The sequence below is a fragment of the Pseudomonas fluorescens genome, from assembly GCF_012974785.1.
Lineage (GTDB): Bacteria > Pseudomonadota > Gammaproteobacteria > Pseudomonadales > Pseudomonadaceae > Aquipseudomonas > Aquipseudomonas fluorescens_BT.
In genome coordinates this window covers 225,316-239,861 of the sequence record NZ_CP027561.1, presented here as the reverse complement: position 1 = coordinate 239,861, position 14,546 = coordinate 225,316, and the positions used below count along the sequence as shown (strand labels likewise).

Sequence of the window (14,546 nt, the reverse complement as noted above, 5' to 3'; positions counted from 1 at the left end):
GTACCAGCACTTAAATACTTAAAACGCACATTTTTATAGCTATTCAAGCTAAGTCAGCAAAATCGGGACATGCAGAGCGGTATGCATGGAGAGCATCGAAAATATTCTTCGAATGCATTGGATGCGTGCAGGGCTGGAGGCCTTAAATGGCGCTGCTTATCTCCAAAATTGTTATTTTTCAATTCGCTTATAACAATTAGTTTTCAGCTAATTCCGCTAACACGATCCAACCCGACAACGGAGGTCACCCATGGCCCGTGAATCCCTGCTCAGCCTGCCACTGGCCGCACCGCCGTTGAAAAGCCGGCGCACCTGGCCACGCCTGAGCCACCGCGTCTTACCCTGGATATTACCGCTCGGACTGTTCGCCCTGTGGTGGCTGGCGGCGCGCAATCAATGGATGAGCGAACAGATCCTGCCGGCGCCGTCACTGGTGTGGAGCAGCGCGATCGAGCTGTCCCAGGGCGAGTTGTGGAGTCATTTGTGGATCAGCCTGCAACGGTTGTTCTGGGGCCTGCTCGCGGGCGTTTCCGCCGGCGCAGTACTCGGCGCGGCGCTGGGCTTCAGCCGTCGCCTCGAACGCCTGATCTTCCCGACCTTCACCGGCCTGGCCCAGGTGCCGACGCTGGCGTGGATTCCGCTGTTCATGGTGTTTTTCGGCATCGGCGAAACGCTGAAACTGGTGGTGCTGGTCAAGGCCATCGTGGTGCCGGTGACCCTGCACACGCTGGTCGGCGTGCGCGATGCGCAACCCAAATTACGTGAAGCCGCCGCTGTTTTACGTTTGCCGCCACGTCTGTTGATCCGCCGACTGGTGCTGCCCGCCGCCCTCCCGGCGTTCATGGCCGGCGTGCGCCTGGCGCTGGCCGCTGGCTGGACTTCATTGCTCGCGGTGGAACTGCTGGCCTCCAGCGAAGGCATCGGTTACCTGATGGTCTGGGCGCGTCAGTTGTTCATGCTCGACATCGTCTTTGTGTGCATCGTGGTGATCGGCCTGATCGGGGTGGCGATGGATCGCGGCATCGGCCTGCTGGACAGAAAACTGGTGCACTGGCCGCACCCGGCCACGGCGGAAATTCGTCGCGGCCCACGCTACGAAGGCTGGCAACGCGTGCAGCCGTGGCTGCTGCCGCTGGCGCTGTTTGCGTTGTGGCAACTGGCGGTCGATCAACAATGGATCGATGCCAACATTCTGGTCAGCCCGTGGGTGGTGCTTGAGGCAACGAAAAACGGATTGCTCGACGGCACGCTGATCTCGGGCATGGCCCTGAGCCTGGGCCGCACACTCGGCGGCTTGTTGATTGGCGGCGGCCTCGGCCTCGTGCTGGGCTTGTTGCTGGGTCTGTCGCGTACCAGCGAACGGGTGCTCGGCCCGACCCTCGCCGCCCTTCGCCAGATCGCGATTTTCGCCTGGGTGCCGTTGCTCACCGCCTGGTTCGGTCTGGGCGAATTGGCGAAGTGGGTGTTCGTCGCCCTCGCCGCTTTCTTTCCGTTGTTTGTCGCGACTCAACGCAGCGTCGCCAACCTCTCGCCACAGCTCAACGAAGCCGCGCAGGTGCTGCGCCTGAGCCTCGCCCAACGCCTGCGTCGACTGGTATTGCCGGGCGCCGCGCCGGGGATTTTCGCCGGCCTGCGCCTGAGCCTGATCTACGCCTGGCTGGGCACCATCGGCGCCGAATATTTCATGCCGTCCAACGGCGGCATCGGCAGCCAGATGATCGGCGCCCAACAACTGCTGCGCATGGACCTGATCATGGCCGGGATGCTGCTGGTCGGCCTCACCGGCGCCCTGCTCAACCTCATTGGCCAACGCCTGGAAATCCGCGCCACCCGCTGGAGACACGCATGAACGCACCGATTGTCAGCTTCAACCATGTAGGCAAATCTTTCGACGTCGACGGTTTCGAACTGGAGGCGATTCGCGAATTCAACCTCGACATTGCCGAGGGCGAATTCGTCGCCATCGTCGGTTCCAGCGGCTGCGGCAAATCCACTTTGCTGCGCTTGTTGGTGGGCCTCGACACGCAGTTTCGCGGGCAGATCACAGTCGATGGCAAAGCCGTCAACGGCGTCGGTGGCGAGCGCGGCATCGTGTTTCAGGAGCACCGTCTATTCCCGTGGCTGACGGTGGCCGACAACATCGGCCTGGGCTTGGTGAACGAGCCGCTGGCTGCCTCCGAAAAGCAGCAACGCGTCAACGATTTCATCGAACTGGTAGGCCTGCGCGACTTCACCCGCGCCTACCCGCACCAACTCTCCGGCGGCATGGCTCAGCGCGTGGCGATTGCTCGCGGCCTGGTGGCGAGCCCACGGATCCTGTTGCTCGACGAACCTTTCGGCGCCCTCGACGCGCTGACCCGCCAGCAGATGCAGGACGAGCTGCTGGCGATTCGCGAGCGGGCAAAGATCACCACGATTCTGGTCACCCACGATGTCGAGGAAGCGATTTTCCTCGCCGACCGCGTGGTGGTCATGGAGCCGCGCCCGGGCCGGATCAAACAGGTGGTGGACATCGCCCTGCCCCATCCGCGCCAGCGCAGCAGTTTCGACTTCCACCAGTTGCGCGAAGAACTGCTGCACGAACTGACCAGTGACGACCATTACCAACCGAGCGCACCGGTGCAGATCCGCGATCTGCCGCTGTCGTTCATTGCCTGCTGAACAGGAGCCTGTCGATGCCGCAACGTCCCAACTTTCTGGTGATTCTGGCCGATGATCTCGGCTTCTCCGACATCGGAGCCTTCGGCGGCGAAATCGCCACGCCGAACCTCGATGCGCTGGCCAACAATGGCTTGCGCCTGACCGATTTTCACACCGCACCGACCTGCTCGCCGACCCGCTCGATGCTGCTCACCGGCACCGATCACCACATCGCCGGCATCGGCACCATGGCCGAAGCCCTGACCCCGGAACTGATCGGCAAGCCGGGCTACGAGGGTTACCTCAATGACCGTGTCGTCGCGCTGCCGGAGTTGCTGCGTGAGGCCGGTTATCAGACTTTGATGAGCGGCAAATGGCACCTGGGGCTGACCGCCGAACTGGCGCCCCACGCCCGCGGTTTCGAGCGTTCGTTCTCGCTGCTGCCCGGCGCGGCCAACCACTACGGCTTCGAACCGACCTACGACGAACACACGCCCGGCCTGCTGAAATCCACCCCGGCGCTGTACATCGAAGACGACACCTTCATCGACGAATTGCCGAAGGATTTCTATTCCTCCGACGCCTTCGGCGACAAGCTGTTGCAGTACCTCAAGGAGCGTGACCAGAGCCGGCCATTCTTCGCCTACCTGCCGTTTTCCGCGCCGCACTGGCCGCTGCAGGCGCCCGCCGACATCGTCGAAAAATATCGCGGCCGCTACGACGCGGGGCCGGAAGTGCTGCGCCTCGAGCGTCTGGAAAAACTCAAATCGCTTGGGCTGATCGAGCCGGATGTCGAACCGCATCCGCTGATCCAGCTGACCGCGCAATGGGACGCGCTGAGCGATGAACAAAAACGCATTTCCGCCCGGGCGATGGAAGTCTACGCAGCGATGGTCGAGCGCATGGACTGGAACATCGGCCGCGTCGTCGATTATCTGCGTCAACAAGGTCAGCTCGACAACACCTTCATCCTGTTCATGTCCGACAACGGTGCCGAAGGCGCGCTGCTGGAAGCCTTCCCGAAATTCGGTCCGCAGCTGATGACGTATCTGAGCCAGCATTTCGACAACAGCCTCGACAACATCGGCCGCGCCAATTCCTACGTCTGGTACGGACCGAACTGGGCGCAGGTGGCAACCGCACCGTCACGCCTGTTCAAGGCCTTCACCACCGAGGGCGGGATTCGCGTTCCGGCGCTGCTGCACTATCCGCAGCTGCCGTTAAAGGGGCAGATCAGCCATGGTTTCGGCACGGTGATGGACATCACGCCGACCATTCTCGATCTGGCCGGCGTGCGCCATCCCGGCAAGCAGTGGCACGGTAAAACGGTGGCGCCTTTGCGCGGTAAATCGTGGCTGGGGTTCTTGTCCGGCGAGACGGCGCAGGTGCATGACGAACACACCGTCACCGGGTGGGAACTGTTCGGGCGCCGGGCGATTCGGCAGGGACAGTGGAAAGCGGTGTGGATCCCCGGCCCGGTGGGGCCGGCGACCTGGCAGTTGTACGATCTGAGCAGTGATCCGGGGGAGATTCATGACCTGGCGTCGAGCCAGCCGCAGAGGCTGGAAGCGCTGATCGAGCATTGGCAGCGGTATGTGGAGGAGACCGGGGTGATTTTGAGTGAGTCGCCGTTTCAGCCGGATTGAGATTTCGATCAAGAGCTGCCCTCACCCCAGCCCTCTCCCGGAGGGAGAGGGAGCTGACCGAGGTGTTCCGCGTTATACATCGACCTGAAATACCGAGTCGATTATGGATTCAGCACATCAGGATCACGTCGGCGTTCTTCTCCAATATCCCCAATCAGTCCCCTCTCCCCCGGGAGAGGGTTAGGGTGAGGGCTGGTTCTCAAGCCGAACATACAAAGTCAATTCACCTCAATTGCCTTCCCGCCAACCCTTCATTTTCCTTGCGAACAAACCGGTTCGCCCGCCCGAACGTCCCGAAATCGTTAAACCGAACCCCATCTCCCGCATCACCTTATGCGCCACCGGCACCGTCAGCTGGCGAATGTAGAACGGCTCCTTCACCACAAAATGATGAATCCCGTGACTGCTGCCGAAGTTGAAGCAGAACGCCTGCAACGGCCACAGCCACCACGGGTTCAACACTTGGCACTGCTGCAGCACATTGCCCGGCTCCACATCCCCGTAGTAATGCATGTTCGAACTGATGAAGTGCAGGCAGAAGGTGCGCAACACGTTCGGGCCGATGATCACCACAGCCGCGATGTCGATCACTTGCATCACCGACAACGTGGTCGCCGACCATTCGATCGGCGAGCCCATCAAGTAAGCGATGCCATTGGCCGCGTGGAAGCCGAGAAACACATACCACGCCCCCCAATGCACCAGCGCCAGCGGCGCGTAGACTTTCAGCGTGCGTTTGATGATGCTGTACTTGTGCGCCCAGGTCTTGGCCCGGAGCATGCGGATAAGCGCCGACATCACGTTGTCGCCAACCATCAGCAACCGCGCAAAACCCCAGGGTTCGCCATTGGTGATCGCCCGCTCTTCCATGTCGGTTTCGGTGCCGGACACCTTGTGATGATTGAGGTGCAAATGACGGCGGATCCAAGGGTTGATCGTGCTCGGCCGCGCCAGCCACACCAGGCCCATCATCAGGTTGTGCGGCACGCGCTGTTTGCGGAAATACATGCTGTGGATCAGGTCGTGTTCGAGTTCGTGGGTCAGCGAAGCGAAAAAGGCGTTCAATAGCAAGCACACCCACCACGCCAATTGCCCGGTGATATAGAGCGCCGCCGATCCGATCATCCCGGCCAGGGCGAAGGCCAGAATTCCCGCACCAAGGGCATCCTGATGCTTGAGAATCGGGTAGCGCTCGCGCAGCTCGACGCCTTTGGCCAGCACCACTTCGCGAATATGCGCTGATCGCTGGGCAGCATTGTGTCGCTGGGGACTTGCAGAAGTACGGTCCATGCTTCCATCCTCTGATTATTGATGTTCGTATCCTGCCCCGCGCGGACTCCAAACGCGGTAGCCGAGAACGCCAACCTGTTGACCGGAAGCGCCAATCAGCATGAAGGAACCGACTTCTCTCGCCAGCTGGACCCGCGCCCTGCGCAAGCAACTCGACGCGCTGGGGCTGGACAGCACTGCCCTGTGCCAGCAGGCCGGGCTCGATCCGCAATTGATGGACGACCCGAACGCCCGCTATCCGTTGTCCGCGACCACACGCCTGTGGGAAATCGCAGTGCAGGTCAGCGGTGATCCGGCGATCGGTTTGCGGGTGTCGCGGTTTGTCAGCCCCACGACCTTTCATGCGCTGGGCTATGCGTTGGTGGCCAGCGGCAGCCTGCGGGAAGTGTTCGAGCGGATCGTGCGTTATCACCAGGTGGTCAGCGACGCGCTGGAACTGGAGCTGACCCGCACCGAAGACCGCTATCGGTTTCGCCTGAAGATCCCGGTCGACAACCCGGCGCCTGCCTTCGAAGCCATCGACGCCTTCGCCGCGATCTACGTGCGTACCTGCCGCAATCGTCTGGGCCGCGACTACGCGCCACTGGCGGTGTACCTGCGCCGCCCGGAACCCACCGATGCACATCAATGGCACAAAGTGTTCCGCTCGCCGGTGCATTTTTCAGCCGAAGAAGACTGCATCGAGTTCGCCCTCGCCGACTTCGACAGCCACCTCGACGACGCCAACCCGGAACTGGCCGAGCACAACGAAGCGGTGCTCAAACGCACCCTCGCCCAGCTCCAGCCCCTGACCTGGGAGCGCAAGGTGCGCGACGCCATCGAAGAACAACTGCCCGAAGGCGAACCCAGCGCCGAACGCATCGCCCAGGCTCTGCACTTGAGCCTGCGCAGTCTGCAACGGCACCTGGCGGACGAGGGTTGCCGCTTCGACACCCTGCTGAATGAAAGCCGCGAAAACCTCGCGCTGCTGCACCTGCGCGATCCGCAATGCTCGCTGAGCGAAGTCAGTTATTTACTGGGATTTGCCGATACCAGCAGCTTCAGCCGGGCGTTCAAGCGCTGGACGGGGATGACACCGGGGCAGTTTCGGGATCAGTTGCGCTGACGGGGCTGGAATTTGTTCTGAATCGACCAGCCTCTTCGCGGGCAAGCCCGCTCCCACAAGGATTGGGGCGTACAAAAATCCGCGTCACACCTCGACCATTGTGGGAGCGGGCTTGCCCGCGAAAGCGCCCGTCAGACCAACATAAACCCCAGTTCAAACACGGTGCCATTTGCATCACTGCTGACCCGCACCCGCCCCCCATGCAACTGCATGATCGACTGCACGATCGCCAATCCCAATCCGCCGGAATCTCCCGGTTCGGCGCGGGACGGGTCGACGCGGTAGAAGCGGTCGAACAGTTTGCCCAGATGCTCCTGCGCGATGACCGGGCCCAGGTTATGGACCTGCAGCCAGCACACGCCTGGTTCATCGCGCCGGCGCAAGCTGATGACAGATCCGGCATCGGCATGGCGCACGGCGTTGGCCAACAGGTTGCCCAAGGCGCGTTGCAGCAGTTGTTGATCCGCCAGCAGTTCACCGCTGAACGTGTTTTCGAGGCGGATTTCCCGGTCATCGGCCAGGGCTTCGAAGTAGTCGCACAACTCTTCGCCGATATCGTGCAGCTTGAGCGGGCGCAGATCGAGCGCCCGTTCGGCCTGCTCTGCGCGGGCGAGAAACATCAGGTTTTCGGCCATACGCTTGAGCCGTTCGAACTCTTCCATGTTCGACGCCAGTACATCCTGATACTCGGTGCTGGTGCGCGGGTGATTCAGTGCCTGGCCGTTGCTCGCCAGCAAGGTGTGCAGGGGCGTGCGGATTTCATGGGCGAGGTCGGCGGAAAACTGTGAGAGACGCTGAAAACCGTCGTCGAGCCGCCCGAGCATGCCGTTCAACGCTTGTACCGGCTCCAGCAATTCGGTTGGCGTGCCGGTGGTGGGAACCCGTTGGTCGAGGCTGCGCAGGTCGATGCCACGCAGCGCCTCACTCAGCTTGCGCAGAGGCCGCAAACCGCGGCGCAACAGTACCAGGCCAAGGGTGAAGGCGAGCACGGCACCCAGTCCGACGGCCAGATACAAACGCAGGCGATAGCTGCCGAGCATCTGCTCGCGCTCGCTCAAGACCTTGCCGGCGATCACGGTCAGCGATTCGCCGTTCGGGCCTTGGGCCTGACCTGACAACAGGGCCAGTTCGACACCGTCCGACGCTTGCCAGACCAGCACATCGCTGCGTTGCGGCGGTTGATCCCGGGGGATGGCCGGCACCGACGGCAGTGCGCGTTGGCGAGGGTTGATCGTGATCACATTCGAGCCGTCAGCGCGTTGCACCAGCAGCAGACTGTCGAGGTTGCCGAGCATGTTCTGGTACAGCCGTGGCCGCGCCTGCAAGGCGTCGAGGCTGTCGCTGTCGGCGAGCAATGCGCGTACTTGCTCCAGACGACCGAGCAACGCCATGTCGTCGCGCCAGGCGAGTTCCGAGGCCAGCGAGCGATACAGGAACACGCCGATCGCGCCGAGTACCAGCGCACAAACGGCGGCGAACGCCAGGGCAAGGCGCCAGGCGATCGACCTAGCGCGCATCGTCGGGCGCTTCGAGTTGATAGCCGACCCCGCGCACGGTGTGGATCAGTTTGGGCATGTACGGATCATCGACTTTCGAACGCAGCCGGCGCACCGCGACTTCGACCATGTTGGTGTCGCTGTCGAAATTCAGGTTCCACACCTGCGAAGCGATCAGCGTGCGCGACAGCACTTCACCCTGACGGCTGGCGAGCAAATGCAGCAGGGCGAACTCCTTGTTGGTCAGGGCGATGCGCTGACCGCCACGGCTGACCCGACGGCGCAGCACGTCGATTTCCAGATCGGCGATGCTGTACGACTCGGCTTCGCGCATCGGCCCACGCCGTAGCAACGTCCGTACCCGTGCGAGCAATTCGGCGAAGGCGAATGGCTTGAGCAAATAGTCATCGGCCCCCAGCTCGAGGCCGCGCACGCGGTCCTCGATGGCGTCCTTCGCCGTCAGGAACAGCACCGGCGTGGCGCCACGCTGGCGGATCAGCTGGAGCAATTGCCAGCCGTTGAGGCCCGGCAGCATCACGTCGAGGATGATCAGGTCATACTCCTGCTGCTCAATAAAGTAGCGACCGTCGAGGCCATTCAGCGCCACGTCCACGGCAAAACCCGACTCTCCCAGCCCTTTGGCGATGAAGTTCGCGGTTTTGGCTTCATCTTCTACGACCAGCAAACGCATGGCACACCTCGATTGATCAGAAGCACAGGCTAGGCCCCTTCGGCGACATTGCCCATTACAAACATGTAATCCGACTGACGAGGTTACGACGGGGACCGGCGGATAAGGTGGCGGCCTTCGCTTTTGGAGCCTGCCCATGACCGCTAAATACTTGATCGCCAGCCTGGCAATCAGCCTCGGCGCCACCGCATTCGCCGCACCTGAGCTGCCCCGTCATGCCGACCTCGATCTGAAAACCGCACGGCGGCTGGCCGATGCAACGCTGGAAAACTGCACTGGCACGGTGTCGGTGCTCGACCGTGGCGGCAACCTGCTGGTGACTTTGCGCGGCGACGGTATCGGCCCGCACAACACCGCCGCCAGCCAACGCAAGGCCTACACCGCGCTATCGACGAAAACCCCGACCCGGGTGTTCGCCGAGCGCGCCCGCAGCAATCCGGAAACCGCCAACCTCAATACCCTCGATGAATTGCTGTTGCTCGGTGGTGGCATTCCGTTGTTCGCCGGAAAAGAACTGGTCGGCGCCATGGGCGTGGCCGGCTCCGGCGGCGGTGAGCAGGACGAAGCCTGCGCAATCAAGGCTGCCAACATCGTCGGCCTGTCCATCAACCGTACTTGAACCCAGGAGCATCACCATGACCCCACTGCGCATCACTTTTGCCGCGCTCGGCCTGAGCGCTTTTTCGAGCCTGGCGCTGGCTGCCGGCAACCCGCTGAGCGTGCACGTACTCAATCTGGAAAACGGCCTGCCTTCGCCGGGCATCAACGTGACGCTGGAGCGTCATGTCGGTCAGGACTGGCAGCCGCTGGCGCAGGGCACCACCAATGAACAGGGACGGATCGCCGAACTGTTCCCGGCGAACAAACCGTTCGAGGCGGGTGAATACCGGGTGGTGTTCAAGACCGGCGAGTACTTCGAGAAGACGAAGCACGAGACGTTTTTTCCGGAGATTCCGGTGATTTTCAAAGTGAAGCAGACGGATCAGCACTATCACATTCCGCTGCTGCTGAGCCCGTATGGCTTCTCGACCTATCGCGGTTCGTAGCTCAGACAGATTCGGCAAGAAAAGCCCTGCTCCATCGACGGCAATATTGGATGATCAGGGTCTTTTCTTCTTCGCAAACTCTCCTACCGCCGCTGTGTCGGAAATCAGCTTGCGGACCAGATGTTCATTAATTGACCTTGAACTTGAAAAACGGGCTCCATTCAGACCTTTCACGATTATCCATCTGTACCGCGAAAGCCTGATATTCAGCTTTGGGCAGTGTCGCTTTGACAGACCAAGTACCATCCGGGCCGACTAGAGCTGAAGCAAACGGATCACCATCAATCGGAACTTCCATGATCCATACCCGCCACCCAGCCAGACCAGTACCAGAGAATTCAACCGGGTTGTTGACGTCACCCTGGGGTTTGACAACGACTGGTGCGGGGACGCTTTTATTGACAGGGAGGTCAGAGTAATCAGCGGTGCCGGCAGCTTTACTGTTCATCGGGTCCAACTCCTTTTGTGGTCATATTCGACCCACCTCTTGTACACCGCCCGATATGCGTCCGCTACTGTCAGATCTGACAGGTGGCGCGCAGTTTTTCCATGTCCAGAATCTCGATTTCCCCATAACCGAGACCAATGATTCCCTGATCTTTCAGGTCCTTGAGGATCTGGTTGGTGGTCTGCCGCGACAGCGACAGCATCGATGCCAACTGTTCCTGGGGCAGTTGCAGCACACAGCGTGGCGGGTCGAGTTCGCCGTAGCCTTCGGCAATCATCAGCAGTCGGTGAGCCAGGCGCGCCGGGGCCGGCAACAGGCTCAGCTGTTCAAGATTGATGAAGGTCAGGCGCAGCTTGTGGCTCATCAACAGCGCGAGATGCCGCCAGTAGACGGGTTGCTCGTCGAGCAATTTCAGCAGCGTAGCCTGGGGAATGTTCAGCAGCGTACAAGGCCCGACCGCACAGGCATCGTGGGTGCGGGGCTGGCCGTCGAACAGGCAGATTTCGCCGAACCAGTGGGGCGCCTCCACCAGGCTCAGCAGCGCCTCCTTGCCCTGCTCGCTGACTGCGCCGATGCGTACCGCGCCGTCGAGCACCGCGTACAGCCCGCACGGCGCATCACCGCGCTGGAACAGCCGCTGCCCCGCCGCCAGCCGCCGCTCCCGGGCCGCCGCCAGCAGACTATCCTGAAAGGACAGCGGCAGATGACTGAACCATTGCCCGGTCAACAGGCGCTCGCGCCAGACCTTATCCATGCGTTCTCCTAAAGATTGTCGCCTGCCTGACAGAGCGAGCCGTGAACCCGGGGCATGATTCGATCACCCTACAGGAGGAACAACAATGAAAAGCCTCGTCGATCATTTGAGTCAATACGCCGCTTACCACCGTGACCCGCGCAACATCGCCAGCCACTTTATCGGGATTCCGCTGATTGTGGTGGCGGTGGCCGTGCTGTTGTCGCGGCCGGAATGGTCGGTGGGCAACTTGTGGATTTCCCCGGCGGTGATCGTGGCCCTTGCTTCGGCATGGTTTTACCTGCGCCTGGAGCTGAAGCTCGGGATTTTGATGACCGTGCTGATGGGGCTGTCGGTCTGGGCCGGGCATGTCCTGGCGCAGCAGAGCACCCTGGTCTGGCTGAGCGCAGGTCTTGCGATGTTTGTGATCGGCTGGGTGATCCAGTTTGTCGGGCACCACTATGAAGGGCGCAAACCGGCGTTTGTCGATGACGTGAGCGGGTTGATTGTCGGGCCGCTTTTTGTGGTGGCCGAACTGGCGTTCATGCTCGGGATGCGCCATGAGCTGAAAGAGCAGATCGAGGCGCGGGCGGGCGTGGTGCGGGTCAATCCGAATCGCGCGGCTGTCTAGACCGCCATCGCTGGCAAGCCAGCTCCCACAAGGGTCCGGTCGTTCACAAATGTTGTGTTCGCCGTAAAACATGTGGGAGCTGCGGTGCGACGACTCGACTTGCCCGCGATGCTTTTAAAGGTTGGCGACTTTCTGCCAGACCTTCGGTTTAAAGAACAACGTTTCACCCTTGGCCAACCCGGTCAGGCTGTCGTGATCTTTCACCACTTCCGCTTCGATCAGATCGGTTTGACCTTCAACCTTCAACGTCACCCGCGTGGTCGCGCCCAGCGGCCGGATATCGCGGACTTCAGCGGCGTGGTGATCCTCCAGTTCATGCCGCGACAGCGACACTTCGTGCGGGCGGAACAGCACGTGGTTGTCATCCCCCAGATGCAGACGGTTCGAATCGCCGAGGAAGTGATAGACGAAATCGCTGGCCGGGTTTTCGTAGACGTCGCCCGGTGAGCCGATCTGTTCGATCACACCCTTGTTCATCACCACGATGCGGTCGGCCACTTCCATCGCTTCCTCCTGATCGTGGGTCACAAACACCGACGTCAGGTTAATGTCTTCGTGCAGGCGCGCCAGCCAGCGGCGCAGCTCTTTACGCACCTTGGCGTCGAGGGCGCCGAACGGCTCGTCGAGCAGCAGCACTTTCGGCTCCACCGCCAGGGCGCGGGCCAGGGCGATACGTTGGCGCTGGCCGCCGGACAATTGCTCCGGATAACGATCCGACAGCCAGTCCAGTTGCACCATGTTCAGCAACTCGTGAACCTTGGTCGCGATCTGGCTTTCGCTCGGGCGCTGGTTTTTCGGCTTCATGCGCAGGCCGAATGCGACGTTGTCGAACACCGTCATGTGGCGGAACAGGGCGTAGTGCTGGAACACGAAACCGACGTTGCGATCACGCACGTCGTGACCGGACACGTCTTCGCCGTGGAACACGATGTTGCCGTTATCCGGGGTTTCCAGACCGGCAATAATGCGCAGCAAGGTGGTCTTGCCGCAGCCGGACGGGCCGAGCAACGCCACCAGTTCACCGCTCTGGATGTCCAGGCTGATGTTGTCCAGCGCCTTGAACGCATTGAAATTCTTGCTGACGTTACGCACTTCGATCGACATGAATTATTCCTCCGCGGCGCTGGCGCGCAGGCGGTTGATACGGTTTTCGCTCCACTGCTTGAGCAGCAGGATGAAGAGCGCCAGGATCAGCAACAGGCTCGCCACGGCGAACGCGGCCACGTGGTTGTATTCGTTGTAGAGGATCTCGACGTGCAGCGGCAAGGTGTTGGTCACCCCGCGAATGTGCCCGGAAACCACCGACACCGCACCGAATTCACCCATGGCCCGCGCGGTACACAGCACCACACCATAGATCAGGCCCCATTTGATGTTGGGGACGGTCACGTGCCAGAACATCTGCCAGCCATTGGCGCCGAGCAGACGCGCGGCTTCTTCTTCCTGAGTGCCTTGTTCCTGCATCAGCGGGATCAGCTCACGGGCCACGAACGGCACGGTGACGAAGATCGTCGCCAGCACGATGCCCGGCAGGGCGAAGACGATCTGGATGTCGTGATCCTGCAGCCACGGCCCGAACAGGCCCTGAGCGCCGAACATCAACACGTAGACCAGACCGGCGATCACCGGCGACACCGAGAACGGCAGGTCGATCAGCGTCACCAGCATACTCTTGCCACGGAACGAGTATTTGCTCACGCACCACGCCGCACTGACACCGAACACCAGGTTCAGCGGCACCGAAATCAGCACGGCGATTACGGTGAGTTTCAGGGCCGACAGGGCATCCGGCTCAAAGATCGCCGTGAAGAAGGCACCGAGGCCGTTCTTCAAACCCTGGGACACCACGATGAACAGCGGCAGCAGCAGAAACAGGAAGAAAATCAGCCAGCCGAGGCCGATCAGAATCCGCCGCGAAGTGGCACTGCCACGCCGGGCAGCGTTGGCCGAGGAAGCGGCCGCAATAGACGATTGGGACATGGTTCGCGCCTCCTTATGGGGTTTCGATGCGCCGCTGCAGCAAGTTGATCAGCAGCAACAGGACGAAGGAAACCACCAGCATCAACACGCCGATGGAGGTAGCGCCGGTGTAATCGTACTGGTCGAGCTTGACCATGATCAGCAACGGCAGGATCTCGGTTTTCATCGGCATGTTACCGGCGATGAAAATCACCGAACCGTACTCGCCGACGCCCCGGGCGAACGCCAGGGCGAAACCGGTCAGCCAGGCCGGCAACAGCGCCGGCAGCAGGATGTGGCGGAACACCTGCAACGGTTTGGCCCCCAGGCACGCCGCCGCTTCTTCGACTTCACGCGGGATGTCGGCCAGCACCGGCTGCACCGTGCGCACCACGAACGGCAGCGTCACGAAGGTCAGCGCCAGGGTGATTCCGAGTGGGGTGTAGGCGATTTTGAAACCGAGGTCGGCGGCGAACTGCCCGACCAGCCCGGTCGGCGTGTACAGCGCTGTCAGCGCAATACCGGCCACCGCGGTCGGCAGGGCGAACGGCAGATCGATCATCGCGTCGATCACCTTGCGCCCCGGGAACGTGTAACGCACCAGCACCCAGGCCAGCAACGTGCCGATGATGCCGTTGATGATCGCGGCGCACAGTGCAGTGCCGAAACTCAGCTTCAGTGCAGCGAGAACGCGGGGCGCGGAGATGATCGTCCAGAACTGATCCCAGGTGAGTTGGGCGGCGTGGACGAACATCGCCGCCAGCGGGATTAGCACAATCAGGCTGAGGTACACCAAGGTGTAGCCCAGCGTCAGCCCGAAGCCGGGTATGACGGGGGAGATACGACGCGACATAAAAGTCC

Annotated in this window: 14 protein-coding genes and 1 pseudogene; 7 read left to right on the top strand and 8 right to left on the bottom strand. The window is 61.5% G+C overall.

The window, feature by feature from the left end; translation table 11 throughout:
- Positions 1-250 precede the first annotated feature (250 nt).
- From C6Y56_RS01020 to C6Y56_RS01010, 3 genes are read left to right on the top strand one after another with little or no spacing between them, the layout of a single operon-like run.
- Positions 251-1,849, top strand: a complete 1,599-nt coding sequence (locus C6Y56_RS01020; protein WP_169428361.1) for an ABC transporter permease — start codon at positions 251-253, stop codon at positions 1,847-1,849.
- On the top strand, positions 1,846-2,661 hold the full coding sequence (locus C6Y56_RS01015) for an ABC transporter ATP-binding protein (protein ID WP_169428360.1): 816 nt from the start codon (positions 1,846-1,848) through the stop codon (positions 2,659-2,661). The genes C6Y56_RS01020 and C6Y56_RS01015 overlap by 4 nt, the downstream gene beginning before the upstream one ends.
- A 14-nt stretch (positions 2,662-2,675) precedes the next feature.
- The gene (locus C6Y56_RS01010) at positions 2,676-4,286 is read left to right on the top strand and encodes an arylsulfatase (protein ID WP_169428359.1); all 1,611 of its coding nucleotides are present in this window, start codon (positions 2,676-2,678) and stop codon (positions 4,284-4,286) included.
- 223 nt (positions 4,287-4,509) lie between these two features.
- Here C6Y56_RS01010 and C6Y56_RS01005 read toward each other — a convergent pair.
- Positions 4,510-5,576 (bottom strand): annotated as a pseudogene (locus C6Y56_RS01005) (fatty acid desaturase).
- 100 nt (positions 5,577-5,676) lie between these two features.
- Between C6Y56_RS01005 and C6Y56_RS01000 the strand changes: the two are divergent.
- Positions 5,677-6,681, top strand: a complete 1,005-nt coding sequence (locus C6Y56_RS01000; RefSeq protein ID WP_169428358.1) for an AraC family transcriptional regulator — start codon at positions 5,677-5,679, stop codon at positions 6,679-6,681.
- Between the two features lie 131 nt (positions 6,682-6,812).
- Here the strand turns inward: C6Y56_RS01000 and C6Y56_RS00995 are convergent, their stop codons facing one another.
- Both C6Y56_RS00995 and C6Y56_RS00990 read right to left on the bottom strand, forming a co-directional pair.
- Positions 6,813-8,198, bottom strand: a complete 1,386-nt coding sequence (locus tag C6Y56_RS00995) for a heavy metal sensor histidine kinase (RefSeq protein ID WP_169428357.1) — start codon at positions 8,196-8,198, stop codon at positions 6,813-6,815.
- Positions 8,188-8,868 (bottom strand): heavy metal response regulator transcription factor, encoded by a 681-nt coding sequence (locus tag C6Y56_RS00990; protein WP_039772967.1) that lies wholly within the window; start codon positions 8,866-8,868, stop codon positions 8,188-8,190. The genes C6Y56_RS00995 and C6Y56_RS00990 overlap by 11 nt, the downstream gene beginning before the upstream one ends.
- A gap of 136 nt (positions 8,869-9,004) precedes the next feature.
- Between C6Y56_RS00990 and C6Y56_RS00985 the strand changes: the two genes are divergently transcribed.
- Entirely contained in the window at positions 9,005-9,487 is a 483-nt protein-coding gene (locus C6Y56_RS00985) for a GlcG/HbpS family heme-binding protein (protein ID WP_169428356.1), read from the top strand.
- 16 nt (positions 9,488-9,503) lie between these two features.
- Positions 9,504-9,914 carry a hydroxyisourate hydrolase gene (gene uraH, locus C6Y56_RS00980; RefSeq protein WP_169428355.1) on the top strand — a complete coding sequence of 137 codons (411 nt, stop codon included), beginning with the start codon at positions 9,504-9,506 and terminating at the stop codon, positions 9,912-9,914.
- A gap of 127 nt (positions 9,915-10,041) precedes the next feature.
- On the opposite strand, the gene C6Y56_RS00975 is transcribed toward uraH, so the two are convergent.
- Both C6Y56_RS00975 and C6Y56_RS00970 read right to left on the bottom strand, forming a co-directional pair.
- Positions 10,042-10,362, bottom strand: coding sequence for a hypothetical protein (locus C6Y56_RS00975; protein ID WP_169428354.1), 321 nt, complete (start codon positions 10,360-10,362; stop codon positions 10,042-10,044).
- A gap of 70 nt (positions 10,363-10,432) precedes the next feature.
- A complete protein-coding gene (locus C6Y56_RS00970) occupies positions 10,433-11,116 on the bottom strand; it encodes a Crp/Fnr family transcriptional regulator (RefSeq protein ID WP_169428353.1) in 684 nt (227 codons plus the stop codon).
- A gap of 85 nt (positions 11,117-11,201) precedes the next feature.
- On the opposite strand from C6Y56_RS00970, the gene C6Y56_RS00965 reads away from it, so the two are divergent.
- The gene (locus tag C6Y56_RS00965) at positions 11,202-11,726 is read left to right on the top strand and encodes a DUF962 domain-containing protein (protein ID WP_169428352.1); all 525 of its coding nucleotides are present in this window, start codon (positions 11,202-11,204) and stop codon (positions 11,724-11,726) included.
- A 114-nt stretch (positions 11,727-11,840) separates the two neighbouring features.
- Here C6Y56_RS00965 and C6Y56_RS00960 read toward each other — a convergent pair whose 3' ends face one another.
- The 3 genes from C6Y56_RS00960 to cysT are packed head-to-tail and all read right to left on the bottom strand — an operon-like array spanning position 11,841 to position 14,538.
- Positions 11,841-12,830, bottom strand: coding sequence for a sulfate/molybdate ABC transporter ATP-binding protein (locus C6Y56_RS00960; protein ID WP_169428351.1), 990 nt, complete (start codon positions 12,828-12,830; stop codon positions 11,841-11,843).
- Positions 12,831-12,833: 3 nt separating this feature from the next.
- Entirely contained in the window at positions 12,834-13,706 is an 873-nt protein-coding gene (gene cysW / locus C6Y56_RS00955; RefSeq protein WP_064361637.1) for a sulfate ABC transporter permease subunit CysW, read from the bottom strand.
- A gap of 13 nt (positions 13,707-13,719) precedes the next feature.
- Positions 13,720-14,538 (bottom strand): sulfate ABC transporter permease subunit CysT, encoded by an 819-nt coding sequence (gene cysT, locus C6Y56_RS00950; protein WP_007952818.1) that lies wholly within the window; start codon positions 14,536-14,538, stop codon positions 13,720-13,722.
- Between the last annotated feature and the right edge of the window lie 8 nt (positions 14,539-14,546).